This is a genomic window from Xanthomonas sp. NCPPB 4467, from assembly GCF_041475665.2.
Taxonomy (GTDB): Bacteria; Pseudomonadota; Gammaproteobacteria; order Xanthomonadales; family Xanthomonadaceae; genus Xanthomonas; species Xanthomonas dyei.
The window spans coordinates 3,619,271-3,636,589 of sequence record NZ_CM191260.1 but is presented as its reverse complement, the minus strand read 5'-3'; the positions used below and the strand labels follow the sequence as shown (position 1 = coordinate 3,636,589).

15 protein-coding genes, 1 other RNA gene and 1 riboswitch are annotated in these 17,319 nt (G+C 64.7%); of the genes, 6 read left to right on the top strand and 10 right to left on the bottom strand.

The annotated features are described in order from the left end of the window. Position 1 precedes the first annotated feature (1 nt). Both ACCQ06_RS16035 and ACCQ06_RS16030 read left to right on the top strand, forming a co-directional pair. A complete protein-coding gene (locus ACCQ06_RS16035) occupies positions 2-1,048 on the top strand; it encodes a glycosyltransferase family 2 protein (RefSeq protein ID WP_316687217.1) in 1,047 nt (348 codons plus the stop codon). Continuing rightward, on the top strand, positions 1,008-1,436 hold the full coding sequence (locus ACCQ06_RS16030; protein ID WP_104616738.1) for a CBS domain-containing protein: 429 nt from the start codon (positions 1,008-1,010) through the stop codon (positions 1,434-1,436). The genes ACCQ06_RS16035 and ACCQ06_RS16030 overlap by 41 nt, the downstream gene beginning before the upstream one ends. Positions 1,437-1,535: 99 nt before the next feature. Here the strand turns inward: ACCQ06_RS16030 and ACCQ06_RS16025 are convergent. The 5 genes from ACCQ06_RS16025 to ACCQ06_RS16005 form a co-directional block, all read right to left on the bottom strand. Then, positions 1,536-1,610, bottom strand: a non-coding RNA gene (locus ACCQ06_RS16025) — sX9 sRNA. 88 nt (positions 1,611-1,698) lie between these two features. Beyond that, positions 1,699-3,663 (bottom strand): AsmA family protein, encoded by a 1,965-nt coding sequence (locus tag ACCQ06_RS16020; RefSeq protein WP_372364393.1) that lies wholly within the window; start codon positions 3,661-3,663, stop codon positions 1,699-1,701. A gap of 42 nt (positions 3,664-3,705) precedes the next feature. After that, positions 3,706-4,350 (bottom strand): PAQR family membrane homeostasis protein TrhA, encoded by a 645-nt coding sequence (gene trhA / locus ACCQ06_RS16015; RefSeq protein ID WP_005988548.1) that lies wholly within the window; start codon positions 4,348-4,350, stop codon positions 3,706-3,708. A 73-nt stretch (positions 4,351-4,423) separates the two neighbouring features. Next, positions 4,424-6,028, bottom strand: coding sequence for a peptide chain release factor 3 (locus tag ACCQ06_RS16010; protein ID WP_316687207.1), 1,605 nt, complete (start codon positions 6,026-6,028; stop codon positions 4,424-4,426). A 128-nt stretch (positions 6,029-6,156) separates the two neighbouring features. Next, positions 6,157-7,068: a M23 family metallopeptidase gene (locus ACCQ06_RS16005; protein ID WP_372364392.1), complete on the bottom strand. Its 912-nt coding sequence runs from the start codon at positions 7,066-7,068 to the stop codon at positions 6,157-6,159. Positions 7,069-7,197: 129 nt separating this feature from the next. Then, positions 7,198-7,317, top strand: a riboswitch (SAM riboswitch). 71 nt (positions 7,318-7,388) lie between these two features. On the opposite strand from ACCQ06_RS16005, the gene metX reads away from it, so the two are divergent. The 3 genes from metX to ACCQ06_RS15990 are packed head-to-tail and all read left to right on the top strand — an operon-like array spanning position 7,389 to position 10,719. Continuing rightward, positions 7,389-8,420, top strand: coding sequence for a homoserine O-succinyltransferase MetX (gene metX, locus ACCQ06_RS16000; RefSeq protein WP_104616743.1), 1,032 nt, complete (start codon positions 7,389-7,391; stop codon positions 8,418-8,420). Continuing rightward, positions 8,417-9,634 (top strand): O-succinylhomoserine (thiol)-lyase, encoded by a 1,218-nt coding sequence (locus ACCQ06_RS15995; RefSeq protein WP_316687201.1) that lies wholly within the window; start codon positions 8,417-8,419, stop codon positions 9,632-9,634. Before metX ends, ACCQ06_RS15995 begins: the two co-directional genes overlap by 4 nt. Further along, the gene (locus ACCQ06_RS15990; protein WP_316687198.1) at positions 9,631-10,719 is read left to right on the top strand and encodes a homoserine dehydrogenase family protein; all 1,089 of its coding nucleotides are present in this window, start codon (positions 9,631-9,633) and stop codon (positions 10,717-10,719) included. The genes ACCQ06_RS15995 and ACCQ06_RS15990 overlap by 4 nt, the downstream gene beginning before the upstream one ends. A 332-nt stretch (positions 10,720-11,051) precedes the next feature. On the opposite strand, the gene ACCQ06_RS15985 is transcribed toward ACCQ06_RS15990, so the two are convergent. Next, positions 11,052-12,059 (bottom strand): alpha/beta fold hydrolase, encoded by a 1,008-nt coding sequence (locus ACCQ06_RS15985; RefSeq protein WP_372364391.1) that lies wholly within the window; start codon positions 12,057-12,059, stop codon positions 11,052-11,054. A 289-nt stretch (positions 12,060-12,348) separates the two neighbouring features. Then, positions 12,349-13,731, bottom strand: a complete 1,383-nt coding sequence (locus tag ACCQ06_RS15980) for an L-serine ammonia-lyase (RefSeq protein WP_104616746.1) — start codon at positions 13,729-13,731, stop codon at positions 12,349-12,351. Between the two features lie 86 nt (positions 13,732-13,817). On the opposite strand from ACCQ06_RS15980, the gene ACCQ06_RS15975 reads away from it, so the two are divergent. After that, positions 13,818-14,051, top strand: coding sequence for a glutaredoxin family protein (locus tag ACCQ06_RS15975; protein WP_104616747.1), 234 nt, complete (start codon positions 13,818-13,820; stop codon positions 14,049-14,051). 279 nt (positions 14,052-14,330) lie between these two features. Here the strand turns inward: ACCQ06_RS15975 and ACCQ06_RS15970 are convergent, their stop codons facing one another. The 3 genes from ACCQ06_RS15970 to ACCQ06_RS15960 all read right to left on the bottom strand — a co-directional run bounded on the left by ACCQ06_RS15970 (position 14,331) and on the right by ACCQ06_RS15960 (position 17,308). Beyond that, entirely contained in the window at positions 14,331-15,254 is a 924-nt protein-coding gene (locus ACCQ06_RS15970) for an IS110 family RNA-guided transposase (protein WP_316687192.1), read from the bottom strand. 537 nt (positions 15,255-15,791) lie between these two features. After that, positions 15,792-16,475 carry a DUF3108 domain-containing protein gene (locus ACCQ06_RS15965; RefSeq protein ID WP_228323194.1) on the bottom strand — a complete coding sequence of 228 codons (684 nt, stop codon included), beginning with the start codon at positions 16,473-16,475 and terminating at the stop codon, positions 15,792-15,794. A gap of 2 nt (positions 16,476-16,477) precedes the next feature. Then, positions 16,478-17,308 (bottom strand): DUF3108 domain-containing protein, encoded by an 831-nt coding sequence (locus ACCQ06_RS15960; RefSeq protein WP_316687183.1) that lies wholly within the window; start codon positions 17,306-17,308, stop codon positions 16,478-16,480. Positions 17,309-17,319 lie beyond the last annotated feature (11 nt).

Here is a 17,319-nt window from a genome sequence, read left to right as displayed (position 1 = left end):
GGTGAATACGATCGATACCGCCCAATTGCCTGCCGCCACCGAGCGCCTCACGGTGGTCATCGCCGCCTTCAATGAAGAAACCAGCATTGCGCTGTTGCATCCGCGCCTGTGTGCGGTGCTGGCGGACCTGCAGGGTTTGCAGACGCGTGTGCTGTATGTCGACGACGGTAGCACCGACGGCACCTGGAACGTCCTGCAGTCACTTGCACAGGACGATGCGCAGGTCAGCGCGCTGCGGTTGTCGCGCAATTTCGGCAAGGAGGTGGCCATTTCTGCAGGCCTGGATCATGTGCTGCCGGGCGCGGTGGTGCTGCTCGATGCCGATGGCCAGGATCCGCCGGAGTTGATTCCCGAATTCGTCGCGCTCTGGCGCGGCGGCTACGACAATATCTTTGGGACCCGGGTCTTTCGCGAGGGCGAGAGCTGGCTCAAGCGCGGCGCCGCACATGCGTTTTATAGGGTGATTCGGCGTTTGTCGCGCACCCCGATTCCAGCCGATACCGGCGACTTTCGACTGCTCTCGCCCCGCGTCGTGCAGGCCTTGCAGCAGCTGCGCGAGCGCCACCGGTTCATGAAAGGCCTGTTCGGCTGGGTGGGGTTTCGACAGGTGGCATTGCCGTATCGGCGCGCGCCGCGTTTGTCCGGGCGTAGCAAGTTCAGCGTATGGCGGTTGTGGAATTTCGCGCTCGACGGTATCACCAGTTTTTCCACGGTTCCGCTGCGCGCAGCGACCTACCTAGGCCTGATGACCGCGCTTGCTGCCTTCCTGTTCGGCGCCTGGGTGGTGGTCAAGGCGGCGCTGATCGGCGACCCGGTGGCCGGCTGGCCGACCATGATGTCGGTGATCCTGTTTCTGGGCGGCATCCAGTTGATTGCATTGGGGTTGATCGGCGAATACCTGGGTCGGTTGTATGACGAGGCCAAGCAGCGCCCGCTGTATCTGGTCGATACCCACCGCGGCGCGGTGGGAGTAGTCTGCGACGACCAGACCAAGCGCGGAGCGGGCCATGCAGACCGTACGACAGCTGTTGGGGACCAAACAGGTTGAGGTATTTGCGGTTGCGGCCGATGCCGCAGTGATCGAGGCGATCCGGCTGATGGCCGACAAGGGCATCGGTGCGGTGTTGGTGATGGACGGGGAGCGACTCGTCGGCATCGTGTCCGAGCGCGATTACGCGCGCAAGGTGGTGCTGCGCGATCGCTCTTCAGCGACCACCAGCGTGGCGGAGATCATGAGTTCGCAGGTGGTGACGGTGTCGCCATCGGAGAGCGTGGAGCGCTGCATGCAATTGATGACCGACGGCCGCTTCCGGCATCTTCCAGTGGTCGAAAACGGCCGCGTGCACGGCGTGATCTCGATCGGCGATCTGGTCAAGGCGGTGATCGAAGCGCAGCAGCAGGATATCGACCAGTTGCAGCGCTACATCGCCAGTTGAGCGTGTTCCCGGCTGGCGGTTGATGGCGGGTGTTGATCTGCCAGCCGGCTGATCGTGCCACTGGTGTCGGCACATGCACGTCGATTGCAACCTAAGAGCGGCTAATCAAACGTAGCGAGCAGTCGTCAGTCGGGTGTGGGCGGCGTACTCAGAACCGGAGTGTACGAGTTGTATGCGCCCCACCCGGCACTTGCTGCCCCCGCCTGGCGATGAATACAGTCGCCTGGTTAGCCGCTCTGAGCGTCATTCAATGCCGGCACGGTCACTGCGCGTACTTGCCACCGCAATCGCTGTCCTTGCCCGGGCCAGGTTCGAAGGTGGCAAGCAGCGCTGCGGGCGGCGCGATGGTGCCGAGTGCAACGGCAATCGCGCCGCGCAGTCCGAGTGCCTTGAAATCCGGGTGGAAGCTCGGGTCCTTGAAGGTTCCGCCAATCCGCAATGGCGAACGCAGGCTCAGGATGCTGTGATCCTTCGGGCGTGGACGCAGCAGCAAATCGAGCGTTTCGTTCTTGAGGCTGATGTTGCCTTCGCCAACGATGATGGTGTCGGTGCTGTCGAAGGCCAGGGCGCGCGACTGCATCAGGCCGTCCTGCACGCCAAAGTCGCCGAACATGCAGCGCACCGGGATCTGACGGTCCTTGGTGAACAGATATTTCAGCGATTCTGCGATGTCCAGGCCGGCCAGTTCCATGATCAGGTTGCCGACATGACCGCGGCCCATGCCGACGCCGATCGAGCCATCCGCACTACCGAGCATTGCGGCAATCGAGTTGCCGCGGCCACGCAGATCCAGCTCGCCGCCGATTGCGCCTGAGGCCTGCTTGGCGAGCGTTGCGTCGGGAAATAGCCGATCCAACCGAATGCCGCGAATGCCGGCTTTCAGCTGCGTGACGATGACGGGGTTGCGCGCATCCATGCGGATGGTCGAGCGGATGTCTCCGCCGGCCACACCGAAGTTCAGCGGGTCCAATTGCAGCAGGCCGTCTTTCAACGTCAGCGACGCATCCATGTCGTCCAGCGGCCAGGACGGTGCATTGATGCGCTGCGCGCGCCAACGCACCTGTGCATCCATCGCGCGCAGCTTGGACAGGTCGTAGGGCGTTGTCGGCAGGACGCGTGCGCTGGCGGCAAGCTGTGCTGCCTGCTTTTTCTGCTCCGCGTTGGCCGACTCGTCGGCACCGGTCTTTGGCGGCGCACCGATAAAGCCGGCTAGATCGTCGAAGTCCAGCCGCTTGGATGCCAGATCGGCACGTAGGAATGGGCGTTTATTGCGCAGGTCCACCTCGGCCGTGCCGGATAGATCGCTGTCGCCGGCGGTGCCGGTGAACTTTTCGTAGCGCCACACGTCGCCATCGCGGCGCAGCCGGCCATCGAGTGTGTACGGCGGCGTGGAGGGCATGGCGACGCCGGTCAGCGGGTAGAGGTCTTCCATGTCCTGGCCACTGAGCGCCATCTGCAGATCGAAGACGCGGAACTGAAACGGATTGGTCAGCGTGCCGCGCACATGCGTGCGGGTGGCACCGGCACTGCCGCGCAGATCGATGCGGAAGGGATGTTCGCTCTGGCTCAACTCGAGCGGCGAGGCGGTGTCGCCTTTCAGCGTGAACGGGTAGCCCCTCCAGCGGCCTTTGCCGGCGATGCCGATCGGTGCTGCGCGTTGATCGCTAGGCGGCGGTGCCAGGCTGTTGATGGCCACATCGATATCCGAACGTGCGGCGTCGTCGATGTATTGCAGCCGTCCCTTGGTCACCAGCAGCCGGCCAAGCCGCGGCATGCTGCCATCGCCATTCTGAGGATCGAACACCCAGTTGCCCGGATGCGTGTCGTTGCCGGCTTCCAGCAGAACGGTGGGCTGATCGAGGCGGATTTCCGGCAGCCGCACCTTGCCCCGCAGCAGGGGCCACAGCTCGACATCGATCTCGGCAGCGTTCAGTTCTGCCATTGCGCCGCGCTTGGACCACGCGGCGTTGCCCAATTGCAGGCGCTCGCCGCGCACGGTGGTGGTGCGGCCCAGGTCCACGTCCAGATGCCCCAGATGAAAAACGCGGCCGGTCTTGGCGCTGACGATGCGTTCGACCGGGCCACGTAGCCAGTTCCAGTCGAACAACAGCACAAAGATCACCAGGACGGCTGCAACACTGCCGAGCCCGATCAGCCAGCGTCGACGACGCGGCAGACGGGAGGCGGGGGAATCGGCGGCATGGGTCACGTTGTTCACGCGGCCCATGGTTGGCGATGGCTCGTGACCGGCGCGCGAACGCGACGACGATCACACCACTTGTTCGATCACCGCAACGAAGTGGCAGGCGCTACCGGCGAGCACGAACAGGTGCCAGATCGCATGGAAGTAGCGTTGCGTGTCGCGTTGATAGAAGTAGGTGCCCAAGGTGTAGAACAGCCCGCCAGCGAGCAGCCAGCACAGCGACCAGGTGTCCACCGAGCGGAGTAGCGGCTGGATCGCCACGATGATCAACCACCCCATGGCCAGATAGAGGACCGTGGACAGCAAGCGAAAGCGGCCGGTGAAGAACAGTTTGAAGATGACCCCGGCGGCGGCGATCGTCCAGATGGCGGCGAACAATCCCCAACCCCATGTGCCACGCAGATTGATCAGCGTAAATGGCGTGTAGGTGCCGGCGATCAACAGATAGATTGCGCAATGATCCAGCACCTGCAGGCGCGCCTTGGCGCCCGGATGCGGGATGGCGTGGAACAGCGTGGAGGCGACGTAGAGCAACACCAGCGTGGCACTGAACACGATGGAGGTAGCCAACTGCCAGCCATCGCCATAGATGGCGGCCAGCGTAATCAGCACCGAACCACCGGCCAGGGCGGCAATGGCACCCAGGCCGTGGGTCACGGCGCTGGCGATTTCGTCGCGCAGGTCGGTCGAGGGGGAGGCGTCTGCGTTCATGCCAAAAAGGTACCGCAACTGCACGAAAATCGCATCGCCAGCCGTTGCGCTGCCTTGTCGATCCTGGTCGTTCTCAGTCGATGGCCTTGGCGTGCGCATGCTCGCGCGTTGCCGAGAAACGCACATCCGGCGCACGTTCCTGCGCCAGCTGCAGGTTGACGCGCGTGGGTGCGAGATAGACCAGCTGGCCGGCCGCATCGACGCCCAGATTACCGGCGTTCTTTTCGCGGAATTCCTCCAGCTTCTTGGCGTTGTCGCAATGCACCCAGCGCGCGGTGGTGACGCTCACCGGCTCGAAGATCGCATCCACGCCGTATTCGTCTTTGAGCCGGTAGGCCACCACGTCGAACTGCAGCACGCCCACCGCGCCCAGAATCAGATCGTTGCTCATCAACGGGCGGAAGAACTGTGTGGCGCCTTCTTCGGACAGCTGCGCCAGGCCTTTCTGCAGCTGCTTGAGCTTGAGCGGGTCGCGCAGGCGCGCGCGGCGGAACAGTTCCGGCGCGAAGTTGGGGATGCCGGTGAACGACAGCGATTCGCCTTCGGTGAAGGTGTCGCCGATGGAAATGGTGCCGTGGTTGTGGATGCCGATGACATCGCCCGGCCACGCTTCGGCGGCGATCTCGCGGTCGCTGGCCATGAAGGTCAGCGCGTTGGCGAGTTTGAGGTCCTTGCCGCTGCGCACATGCAACGCTTTCATGCCGGCGGTGAACTTGCCCGAGCACACGCGCATGAACGCCACGCGGTCGCGATGCTGCGGGTCCATGTTGGCCTGGATCTTGAACACGAAGCCGCTGAGCTTGGCCTCGGTGGCCGCGACGCGGCGGCCGGTGGTGTCGCGCGCCTGCGGCGGCGGGGCGTGTTCGATGAAGAAGTCCAGCAGCGGCTGCACGCCGAAGTTGTTGACGCCGGAGCCAAAGAACACTGGTGTCTGCTGGCCGGCGCGGTAGGCATCCACATCGAACGCGTTGCTGGCGCCTTGCACCAGTTCCAGCTCGTCGCGCAGTTCGGCCAGCATCTGCTCGCCGATCTTGGCGGCAAGGCCGGGTGCGTCCAGCGACGGGAAGATGGTCGAATCCTGGCGGGTGAAGTTGCGGCCTTGTTCGTACAGATGCACCTCGCCGGTGATCAGATGCACCACGCCCTTCAGGCGCTGGCCCATGCCGATCGGCCAGGTCACCGGCGCGCACTGGATGCCGAGCACGGTTTCCACTTCATCCAGCAGGTCGATCGGGTTCTTGCCCTCGCGATCGAGCTTGTTGATGAAGGTCATGATGGGCGTGTCGCGCAGGCGGCAGACTTCCATCAACTTGATGGTGCGTTCTTCCACGCCCTTGGCCACGTCGATCACCATCAGCGCCGAGTCCACCGCGGTGAGCACGCGATAGGTGTCCTCGCCGAAGTCGGCGTGGCCGGGGGTGTCGAGCAGGTTGATCACCTTGCCCTCGTACGGGAATTGCATCACCGAGGAGGTCACCGAGATGCCGCGCTCCTTTTCCAGCGCCATCCAGTCCGAGGTGGCATGGCGCGCGGCCTTGCGGCCCTTCACCGAGCCGGCCATCTGGATCGCACCGCCGAACAACAGCAGCTTTTCGGTCAGCGTGGTCTTGCCGGCGTCGGGGTGGGAAATGATCGCGAAGGTGCGGCGGCGCGCGGCTTCGTTGGAGACTTCGGACATGGGCGGGGCGCGCCCGGTCGGACGCCTGCGGAAACTGAGGAAGCCGATGATTATAGCGGCTTCGGCGCAGTGGGCTTTTACGGACCCGCAGCCAGGCGGCATCGGGCCGCTGTGCCGGCGGCGGCCCGCTAAGGGGCCGGCGAGGGGAAGTGCAGCTCGCCGTGCGGGCCCAGCATGCGGAACGGCACCGACACCAGCTGCAGATCGGCGTTGCGTTGCACCGAAAAATGCAGGTGCGCGGCAGTGCTGTAGCCGGTATTTCCGGAGGCACCCAGCGGCTCGCCGGTGCCGACGCGCTGGCCGGGGCGGACCGCTACCCCGTTCGGGGCCAGATGGGCATACAGCGCCATGCTGCCGTCGGCGTGCAGCACCCGCACCAGATTGCCGCCGCCGGCGCTGGGGTCGTGGGCGCTGCCTTCGGCAACATCCTGGCGTATTTCCATGACCACGCCCTCGCGCGCCGCCAGCACCGGCGTGCCCTGCGGCAGGGCGAAGTCCACTGCATACCAATTGGGCAGGTCGGCATGGCTGAACTGGCCGCCGAAGCCCTGATCCACCTGCACCGGTGCGTCGCGGAACGGCAACTGGTAGCGCACCGGCTGCGACTGCGCCAGCGGATCGCCGGGCACCACGTCGAGTTTGAGTCCCAGCCCGCCCAACGTGCGCTGGTTGCTGGCCGGGTACAGCCGCGCCAGCAGGCGCCGCTCGTGCGCCGCCAGCAACATCGTCAGCGGCAACTGCGGCACGGCGCGGTAATCCTCGCTGGGCGGCGCACTCAGCCGGACCTGGGCGGGCCCGGCCAGCGGGTTGGTCACCCACGCCAGATAGACCGGCGCCTGCCATTCCAGTTGCAGGGCCGGCCCGGTGCCGGTTGCGGCACTAGCGGTTTGCGCTGGCGTGGTGGCAGGTGAGGCGGGTGCCGCGCCGCCGTTCCAATGCCAGCGTTGTTGCGCAGCGGCGGGCGGCGCACCTGCCAGCAGGGCGGCGACCAGCACCGAAACACGTGCGGGCGAAAGAGGGCGAAAGACGCGGTAGTGCACGCGATTGGCTTGAGCGAGCGGGGGCGCAAGTATGCGGCCCATCACGGTACCCGGTGGTATCGAATGAAAATATATCTTTCCATCCGCATGAAGCGATTGACATCGCAAAAGTACGGTGGCATCTTAGCCTCACCATCGAGACCGGCGGAGGGACAGGCCCTTTGATGCCGGGGCAGCCAGCGGAGCGCGCAAGCGCCCGCGTTTGGTGCCAAATCCTGCGGGGACTCCGCGTCCGCCGAAAGATGGTTCGAATCGTGCCTTGCGCACGTCGAACGCGAGCTCCCGCGAAGCTCGATGGCCGATCCACCCCGGATATCGCCATGAGCCTCGTGACCACAGCATCGCCAACTATCACTGATTATCTGGATCCACCTGCTGCCGACATCGACGGTGCCATCGCGTTGCGCGGCGACATTGCCGTGTCGTTGCCGATGCGCCATGCCGGTATGCGCGAGGTGCGCCTGCGCTACGAGTTGATCGGCGCTGCCAATGCGCCGGTGGTGTTCGTTGCCGGCGGCATCTCTGCCCATCGGCATCTTGCGGTCAGCGATGTGTTCACCGAAAAAGGCTGGGTGGATGGCCTGGTCGGTGCGGGCCGCGCGCTGGATCCTGCATCGCGCCGTCTGTTGGCATTCGACTTTCTCGGTGCCGATGGCACGCTGGATGCGCCGATCGATACCGCCGACCAGGCCGATGCGATTGCAGCGCTGCTGGACGCGCTGGGAATCGCCCGTCTGCACGGTTTTGTCGGTTACTCGTATGGCGCGCTGGTCGGGCTGCAGTTCGCCACCCGTCATGCCGGCCGCGTGGGCACCTTGATTGCGGTGAGCGGGGCGCATCGCGCGCATCCGTATGCCGCAGCATGGCGCGCACTGCAGCGCCGTGCGGTGGCGCTGGGCCAGCTGCAATGCGCGGAAAATCACGGGCTGGCGCTGGCGCGGCAGTTCGCGATGCTCAGCTATCGCACGCCGGAAGAATTCAGCGAGCGCTTCGATGCGCCGCCGGAAGTGATCAATGGCCGCGTGCGTGTGGCCGCCGAAGACTATCTGGATGCCGCCGGTGCGCAGTACGTGGCGCGTACCCCGGTCACCGCATACCTGCGCCTGTCCGAATCCATCGACCTGCACCGTATCGACCCGGCGCAGGTGAGCGTGCCCACCGTCGTGGTGGCGGTGGAAGGCGATCGCCTGGTGCCGTTGGCCGACATGGTCAGCCTGGTCGAAGGTCTTGGCCCGCGCGGCAGCCTGCGTGTGTTGCGCTCGCCATATGGCCACGACGCCTTTCTGAAAGAAATCGATCGCATCGACGCGATCCTCACTACTGCCCTTCGCATCACCGGAGAAACCGCATGAGCTATCGTGACCCCGCCGACGCCCCTTGTACCGCCGCCACTGCCGCCGTGCGCGCAGGCATCGACCGCGATACCGCCTACGGTGCGGTGACCCCGCCGATCGTGCTGTCGTCGAACTTCTCCTTCGACGGGTTCGGCAACAAGCGCCAGTACGACTACACCCGCAGCGGCAACCCCACCCGCGATCTGCTCGGCGAGGCGTTGGCCGAGCTGGAAGGCGGCGCAGGCGGCGTCATCACCTCCACCGGCATGGGCGCGATCAACCTGGTGCTCAACGCCGTGTTGCAACCCGGCGATACGCTGGTGGTGCCGCACGACGCCTACGGCGGCAGCTGGCGGCTGTTCAATGCGCTGGCCAAGAAGGGCCATTTCGCGCTGATCACTGCAGACCTCACCGACCCGCGCTCGCTGGCCGATGCCTTGGCGCAGTCGCCCAAGCTGGTGTTGATCGAAACCCCGTCCAACCCGCTGCTGCGCATCACCGATCTGCGCTTTGTCATCGAAGCGGCGAAGAAAGTAGGTGCGTTGACCGTGGTCGACAACACCTTCCTGTCGCCAGCGCTGCAAAAACCGCTGGAATTCGGCGCCGATCTGGTGCTGCACTCCACCACCAAGTACATCAACGGCCATAGCGATGTGGTGGGCGGTGCGGTGGTGGCGCGCGATGCCGAGCTGCATCAGCAACTGGTGTGGTGGGCCAATGCGCTGGGCCTGACCGGCTCGCCGTTCGATGCTTTCCTCACCTTGCGTGGCTTGCGCACGCTGGATGCGCGTCTGCGCGTGCATCAGGAAAATGCCGATGCGATCGCAGCGTTGCTGGACGGGCACGCGGTGGTCAACCAGGTGTATTTCCCGGGACTGGCATCGCATCCGGGCCATGCGCTGGCGGCGCGTCAGCAGAAGGGCTTCGGCGCGATGATGAGTTTTGAATTGAATGGGGGCGAAGCGGCGGTGCGCGCCTTCGTCGATGGGCTGCGCTACTTCACGCTGGCCGAGTCGCTGGGCGGCGTGGAAAGCCTGATTGCGCATCCGGCTTCGATGACGCATGCGGCGATGACCGCCGAGGCACGTGCGGCGGCCGGCATTTCCGATGGGTTGCTGCGGTTGTCGATCGGGATCGAATCGGCCGAAGACTTGCTGATCGACCTGCGCGCCGGGCTGGCGCGTGCCGAGGCGACCCTGACCACCACCAACCGCAAACAGGTCGACGCGTGAGCAGCGTGCTGCCTGTGTCGCGACGTGCATCCGCGGCGACGGTCGCACCCACGCCACGTCTGGCATTGCTGGGCACCGGCACCGTGGGCCGCGCTTTCGTGACGCGCTACACCGCGTTGCAACAGCGTCAGCTGCGCTTGCCGCGCTTCGATTGGCTGGCCAACTCGCGGATCGCCCAGGATTGTGGCGTGAGCGCGGAGCAGGCATTGCTGCAGGCCAACGCCGCGCCGCGTGGCCAGGCCGTATTGCAGCCGTGGGCCGAGACCGTGGCGCTGCGTGCCGGCGATGTGCTGGTGGACGCCACGGCCAGCGATGTGGTGGCCGATTGGCATGTGGAGTGGTTGGGGCGCGGCGTGCATGTGGTGACCGCCAACAAGCTGGGCCAGGGCACGGCGTTGTCGCGTGCGCAGGCGCTGCTTGCCGCCCGCCATGCCAGCGGTGCGCAGTACGGAGACAGCGCCACCGTGGGCGCCGGCTTGCCGGTGTTGAGCAGCGTGCGCGCACTGGTGGCAGGGGGCGACCATATCCATTCGATCGAGGGCGTGCTGTCGGGATCGTTGGCATGGCTGTTTCATCGCTACGACGGCAGCGGCGCGTTTTCGCAGTGCGTGCGTGAGGCGGTGGCGTCGGGGTATACCGAGCCGGATCCGCGGATCGATCTGTCCGGCGAGGATGTGCGGCGCAAGCTGTTGATCCTGGCGCGTGCGGCTGGTTGGCAACTGGAGGCCGAGCAAGTGCATGTGGAGTCGCTGGTGCCTGCCAGCCTCACCGGCGTGCCGATTGGCCAACTGGATGCCCGCCTGGGCGAAATTGATGCCGAAGTGAGCGCGCGCTGGCAGCAGGCACGCGCAGCAGGGCGGTGTCTGCGCTTTGTCGGCCGTGTTGATGCGCATGGCGCAAGCGTGGGTCTGCGCGAGCTTGCGCTGGACCACCCCTTGGCTGGCGGCGCTGGAACCGACAACCGTGTCGCCATCAGCAGCGACCGTTATCGCGAGCAGCCGTTGTTGATCCAGGGCCCGGGTGCGGGTGCGGAGGTCACGGCGGCCGCATTGCTGGACGATGTACTGCGGATCGTGGCTGGTTGATGCAATTGTTGGTTGGGGATGCATTGCATCTCCCGCGGGTTTGCCGCTGGTTTGTGCAGACGTCTTGGTTGGTGGCGGTCGGGCCAAGAGACCATCTGCGCGTTGCGCGCGCGTTATCGTTTGGCAGGCGTTGGTGCGGTTATCCATGCGGCATGTGCTTGCTCACTCGCGTGATGGTTATTGCGAATGTGCGACTGATGGTTGCGGCTTGTGCTGCCGTTGCCTGCCGTGGTCATCTTCAAACGCTGCGAGACGACCGCAGCCGGAAATGCCCCGGCTGCGGTTCGCATCAGAAACAAACCACGGCATCGTGTTGCTGAGTGCTGCCGCCGTTACTGCGCGATTGCCTTCAACAGCGCGGCGTTGAAACGCGCCGGGTCCTGCACCTGCGGCGAGTGACCCAAGTCGGCAAATTCGATCAAGCTCGCATTCGGAATGGCCGCGGCTGCCTGCTTGCCCAGTTTGGTGTAGTCGCCGACGCGCGCCTTGACCTCTGGCGGAGCGGTGTCCTTGCCGATTGCGGTGCGGTCCTTGAGGCCGATGAATAGCGTGGTCGGCACCGCCAGCTTGGGCAGCTCATAGACGACCGGTTGGTTGAAGACCATGTCGTAGGTCAGGGCCTGATTCCAGGCGACCGCCTGTTTGCCGTTGCCCAGCGACATGCCGGCCTGCATGCGCGCCCAGCGTTCGAATTCGGGCTTCCATTGACCGGCGTAGTACACGTCCATCTGGTACTTCTTGATACGGTCGAAGCTGATCTTGAGTTCGTTGTCGTACCAGGCATCCACGCTGCGCCACGGAATGCCGGCGGCCTTCCAGTCTTCCAGGCCGATCGGGTCGACCAGGGCGAGGTGTTCGGTGGCCTGCGGGTACATCAGCGCGTAGCGGATCGCGAGCATGCCGCCCATCGAATGGCCGACGACCACGGCGCGGTCGATCCCCAGCTTTTGCAGTAGTGCGTGTGTGTTGTCGGCGAGCTGCGCAAACGAGAACTGGTAGGCCGCCGGCTTGCTCGATTTGCAGAAGCCCACCTGATCCGGCGCGATCACGCGATAGCCGGCCTTGGTCAGGGCTGCGATGCTGGATTCCCAGGTGGCCGCGCAGAAATTCTTGCCGTGCAGCAGCACGGCGGTGCGTCCGTTCGGCTTGCCAGTGGGCGCGACATCCAGATACGCCATTTCCAGCGGCTGCTGCTGCGAGGTGAACGCGTAGGTCTTGACCGGGTAGGGGTAATCGAAGCCTTCCAGACGCGGGCCATAGCTGGCTTCCTGCGCCATCAGCGGGCCGCAGGCCAGGGTGAGTGCGAGTGCACAGGCGAGATGTCGCATCGTGTTCTCCATCCGGGATCCGTGCGGGAAGGCTACACGGCGCACCGTGGTGGAGGCGTGGATCCGGGCGGTGCCGCGGCGAGCGGGTGTGGCGGGCTGGCTAATCCTCATTCGCCCTTCGGGCACCTTCTCTCGCAGGTGGGAGAAGGTGGGGGCTTTCTGCGGAAATGGCCTTGCGCTGTGGGGTTGTTTTCCGCCGCAGGCGCCGGCCGGTTGGGTGCCGCAGTAGCGGGGCGAATTGCTGGATCAATCCCACGTGATGCGATGCGTTTTGACCACTGGCGTCATGCCATCGGCAGGCTCAGCACTCGATGACGTTCACCGCCAGGCCGCCGCGGCTGGTTTCCTTGTACTTGTCCTGCATGTCGCGGCCGGTGTCGCGCATGGTCTTGATGACCTTGTCCAGCGAGACCTTGTGTTTGCCGTCGCCGCGCATGGCCATGCGGCTGGCGTTGATGGCTTTCACTGCGCCCATGGCATTGCGTTCGATGCACGGGATCTGCACCAGCCCGCCGATCGGGTCGCAGGTCAGGCCAAGGTTGTGTTCCATGCCGATTTCCGCGGCGTTTTCGATCTGGCCGGGGTTGCCGCCGAGTGCGGCCACCAGGCCGCCGGCCGCCATCGAGCAGGCCACGCCCACTTCGCCCTGGCAGCCGACTTCGGCCCCGGAAATTGAGGCGTTTTCCTTGTAGAGAATGCCGATGGCCGCTGCGGTAAGCAGGAAATCGAAGATGCGCTGTTCGGACGCGCCAGGACAAAAACGATCGAAGTAATGCAGCACCGAGGGAATGATGCCAGCCGCGCCGTTGGTCGGTGCGGTGACCACGCGGCCGCCGGCTGCGTTTTCTTCGTTGACCGCGAGTGCGTACAGGTTGACCCAATCCAGCGTGGTCAGCGGGTCGCGCATGGCCGCTTCGGGTTTGGACGATAGTTCGCGGTACAACGCCGGTGCGCGCCGCGACACATTCAAACCGCCCGGCAGCGTGCCTTCCTGGCGGATACCGCGCTCCACGCAGGATTGCATCGCCACCCACAGTTCGCGCAGGCCGGCGCGGATCTCGTCTTCGCTGCGCCAGCTCTTTTCGTTTTCGAACATCAGCGCGGCGATGCTCAAACCACTGCGTGCGCATTGGGCCAGCAGTTCGTCGCCACTGAGAAACGGATACGGCAGCGGCGTTTCGTCGGCCACGATGCGGTCGTCGGCGGCGTCGTCCTGATTGACCACAAATCCGCCGCCCACCGAGTAGTAATCGCGGGTGGCGATCACGCCTTCATCGGCATCGTAGGCAGTGAAGCGCATGCCGTTGGTGTGGTACGGCAACTTCTGCCGCTTGTTCATCGGCAAGTCGCGCTTTTCGTCGAAGCCGATCGCGTGCTGCCCCATCAGGTTGATGCGCTTGCTACTGCGGATACGATCGAGCGTGGCGGGAATGACGTCCGGGTCGATCAGGTTGGGGCGATGGCCTTCCAGCCCGAGCAACACGGCCTTGTCGGTGCCGTGGCCGCGGCCGGTCAGCGCCAGCGAGCCGAACACCTCGGCGCGGATGCGCACCACATCCTGTAGGCGGCCGGCGTCGAGCAACCAGCGATGCACGAAACGCTCGGCGGCGCGCATCGGCCCCACGGTGTGCGAGGAACTGGGACCGATGCCGATCTTGAACAGGTCGAACGTGCTGACAGCCATGCGTGCCGGAGAGGTGAGCGTAAAGACGGCTATTCTAGTCGTTCGACGATTGCGGCACGGCTGCAGCGCAGCATGAGACCTGTTCGATGGCCCTGACCCTGTACCAGCGCGACGATTGCCACCTCTGCGACCAAGCCTTGGAAGTGCTGGCGCAGGTCCGTGCTGGCGAGTTCAGCAGCGTGTTTATCGACGACGATGTGGCGCTTGAGGCGGCTTATGGCGCACGTGTGCCGGTGTTGCGCGACGTGCACGGACGCGAGCTGGACTGGCCGTTTGACAGCCTGCGGTTGCGCGCGTGGTTGAATGCCGGTACCCACTGATGCGGGGTGTGCGCATGCCATACGCGCCAGCTTATGGATTTGGAGCGGCTGAAAACGACGTCACGCCGGTCTGGTGCGCAGCTGCGGGTCTGCGACTTGGCTGCAGGGCCCTTGCCCGCCCACCCTCGCGGGACACGCCGTGAATCCGTCCATGGAGCAACTGTGTTGGTCAGGACCTCAATCCGCGACCTTTGATCAGTTTCCTTCGGGCGTGTTCATCGGTAGGTGCCGGCCGCTGGCTAGCACGCTTTTGCGTTTACTCACGGCCGCCGAGCGCGCTCAGGTGGGCTGCAGAGCGGCTCTTTGATCGCGCACGCGCGCATTGAGGATGACCAGCATCTTGCGCATCACCGCCACGAGGGCGACCTTGCCTTCCTTGCCGCGTGTGCGCAGCGATCTGTAAAAATCGCGCAGACCTGGCTCGTGCCGAGCCGAGGACATCGCCGCCATATACAGCGCCTGCCGGATATCGGCTCGGCCTCCGCCGATCCCCCGTTTACCACGCATCGCGCCGCTGTCGCGCGAGAGCGGGGCAACGCCAACCAATCGGGAGATTTGCTTTCCGCTGAGCGTCCCAAGCTCCGGTAACCGGGACACCAGCACGGCCAGCAGCACCGGACCGACCCCTTTGAGCGTCTTCAACGCGGCCAGGTGCGGTTGCTCGATGAGCAGCGTCTTCAGCTGCCCGGCGATCAGGTTGTCTAGCCGCGCCACGCTGCGCACAAGCTGGTTCACGTTGCCCTGCAGGATCTTTCGTAGCGCTTTTTCCGCAACCTGCAGCAACTGCTGCCTTGCTGCTTTCAGCAGTTCGACCAGTTGCCGACGGGCACGTACATGCTCGCCCAGATCGCGCTGCCAGGGTTCCAGTGGAACATACCGATGGAGTTCCATCTTCTCGGCCATGCAGGCCAACATGGCCGCGTCCAGCCGGTCAGTCTTGGCCAGTCCCAAACCGTTGGCCAGGTTGCGTGCCCGTTGTGCATTGACGCGCGCTACCGGCAGTGCGGCGTGATGCAAGGCATCCAGCGCTGCCAGCTCGTAGCCCCCGGTCGCCTCCAGCACCACCTGCCGCACCGACAGCGTCTTCAGCCAATCGACACGCTTCCGATGACCGCCTGCGGTGTTGGTGAACTGACGGGTTTGGCCTCGAAAAACCGCAACGTCCAGAAAGTGTTTGCACACATCGATCCCGATTCCGCTCATGGGAAATCTCCGCTAGGCTAAAAATGTCGAGAGCTCCCTCGCTTGCCCAGTCTTATCGTTTCGAGTGTCAGCTCGGGCAACTGTTCGGGCGAATCAAGGGAGAATCCGGCGTGGGTACCAAACTGCATGGCGATCGCTGAGATCCAGGCTCTGACGGCAGCCCACGCCGGCTCTCGACACCTAAACTGCCAGATTCCGAACAGATAAGGCTCTTACGCGGCATCCATGCCGCGTAAGGTCCCGCGACGGTGAGCGGGCAATGGCCCGTCGAGATGATCGGTGTGGATGTTTTCAACAAAACAACCGACTAACTCTCTGGCGCGGTGTCCTCACCGATTGCGGGACCGTGTGGCGGCATGGATGCCGCTACCGAGCTTCCAAGGAAGGATTTACGGCGTGTCCCGCGAGCGGTGAGGGCATCGCGCCCTCGACTCAGTAAGCGTTTGACTGCACTAAAACGACTTTACGACTGCACTAAATGACTTTACGACCGGGACTATGGTGGCAATCAGTCCTTTGGTCGACGGTTTGACGCGCTTAACGCAGCGACTTGATGGTCAGGTCCAGCGCGTCCTGGCCCTTTTCCTTCTGCAGCAGACGCGCCGGCACCGGCAGGTCCTTGACCACCCAGGCGATCAATTCCTTGTCGCCATCCACGCGTGAGACCTTGGTGGCTTGTTCCTGCTTGCCGTTGACGGTGATGTTCTCCTTGCCGATCACCTTGTAGCTCATCGGCTTGATGCGGCCTTCGTCCACCATGCGATAGTTGAGCGGCTTGCCGGCGGCCACATCGCGGGTGATCGCCAGGTTGATCAGTAACGCGTCCATGTCGCCGGGCTGCAGTTTGACCGGGCCGCGACGGTCCGGCTTGATGTCGCCGCCCCAGGTCGCCTGGCTGGTTTTCCAGTCGTAATTGGCGGTGACGTTGCGGCGCTTGATCATCATCGACGAGGTGTCGTTGCTGCTCACCGGGCGCAGCTGGCCACCGGCTTCTTCGAACACCGTGCTCTGGGTCAGGTTGGCCAGCTGGTTCTGGATGGTCAGCGTGTAGCGCCACTGGTTGGCGCCGGCCGCGGCCAGGGTCATGGTGCCGTTGGCCTGCATGCCCATGTAATTGGCGGAGTAATCGGCCTGGAACGGCTGCACGGCGAGCGCCGGCAGGCTGGCCACGGCCAGTGCGGCGGCGGCGATCAAGGCGCTGGTGCGAGAGAAGGTTTTCATGGTCAGACTCCTTGGTATTCGACCAGGCGGAGATCGACCTGATCCTCACCTTTGTCACGTTGCAGGATGCGCACCGGAGTCGGAACTCCGTTGGCGATCCAGAGGATGGTTTCGTTGTCGCCGCTGTTGACGCGGTACACGCGCAACGCGTCGTAGCTCAGGTCGCCGACCTGCACCACCTCGGTGGTGTCGGCGGCGCGGTAATCGTATTTGCGTACCCGGCCCACATCGACATAGCGGTAGCTCAGGCTGCGGCCGGGCTGCGCATCGCGCATCAGCGACAGATTCAACGACAGTGCGCTTTGATCGCCGTGCTGTAGCGGAATGGGGTGCTGACGCTCTTCCTTCAGGTCGCCGTCCCACTGCGCGGTGCCGGCTTGCCAGTTGTAGACGCCGGTGACTTTTTTGCCGAAGAACATCGCCTTGCGCACGGTGCTCTGGCTCAACGGCGTATAGGTGTCGCCATCGACGCGAAACACCGTGCTCTGTTCCAGATTCAGGCCCAGGATGCTGGCAAAGCCCTTGCGGCCGCGGACCGACATGTCGATGCGCCACTGGCTGCCGTCGCCGTGGCTGACCTGCATGGTGGCGTCGCCGGCCTCCTTGCCACGATAGAACGCCTGGTAAGTCGCCACGAACGGCTCCAGCGGCGGCGGCGTCCAGGTGCTTGCCGGCAGCGCGGCCGCAGCCGCAGGGGCAACCGGCGGAGCAGGCGTGGCAGGTGTTTGCGCGGCAGCTGCCGGCGGGGCTGCTGGCTGTTGTGCACGGCTCGGGCTGGCCTGGCAAAGCAGGGCCGTGGTCAACAGCGCGGCGGCGATCGGGATGGCGTTCATGCGCGAGAGCT

Bases quoted from the DNA above. Each gene is read 5' to 3' on its own strand.
- ACCQ06_RS15985 (WP_372364391.1), bottom strand. From the start codon at position 12,059: ATGGAGAACACGATGCGACATCTCGCCTGTGCACTCGCACTCACCCTG.
- ACCQ06_RS15975 (WP_104616747.1), top strand. From the start codon at position 13,818: ATGGCCCTGACCCTGTACCAGCGCGACGATTGCCACCTCTGCGACCAA.
- trhA (WP_005988548.1), bottom strand. From the start codon at position 4,350: ATGAACGCAGACGCCTCCCCCTCGACCGACCTGCGCGACGAAATCGCC.
- ACCQ06_RS16010 (WP_316687207.1), bottom strand. From the start codon at position 6,028: ATGTCCGAAGTCTCCAACGAAGCCGCGCGCCGCCGCACCTTCGCGATC.
- ACCQ06_RS16030 (WP_104616738.1), top strand. From the start codon at position 1,008: ATGCAGACCGTACGACAGCTGTTGGGGACCAAACAGGTTGAGGTATTT.
- ACCQ06_RS15960 (WP_316687183.1), bottom strand. From the start codon at position 17,308: ATGAACGCCATCCCGATCGCCGCCGCGCTGTTGACCACGGCCCTGCTT.
- ACCQ06_RS15980 (WP_104616746.1), bottom strand. From the start codon at position 13,731: ATGGCTGTCAGCACGTTCGACCTGTTCAAGATCGGCATCGGTCCCAGT.
- metX (WP_104616743.1), top strand. From the start codon at position 7,389: ATGAGCCTCGTGACCACAGCATCGCCAACTATCACTGATTATCTGGAT.
- ACCQ06_RS15995 (WP_316687201.1), top strand. From the start codon at position 8,417: ATGAGCTATCGTGACCCCGCCGACGCCCCTTGTACCGCCGCCACTGCC.
- ACCQ06_RS16020 (WP_372364393.1), bottom strand. From the start codon at position 3,663: ATGGGCCGCGTGAACAACGTGACCCATGCCGCCGATTCCCCCGCCTCC.
- ACCQ06_RS15970 (WP_316687192.1), bottom strand. From the start codon at position 15,254: ATGAGCGGAATCGGGATCGATGTGTGCAAACACTTTCTGGACGTTGCG.
- ACCQ06_RS15965 (WP_228323194.1), bottom strand. From the start codon at position 16,475: ATGAAAACCTTCTCTCGCACCAGCGCCTTGATCGCCGCCGCCGCACTG.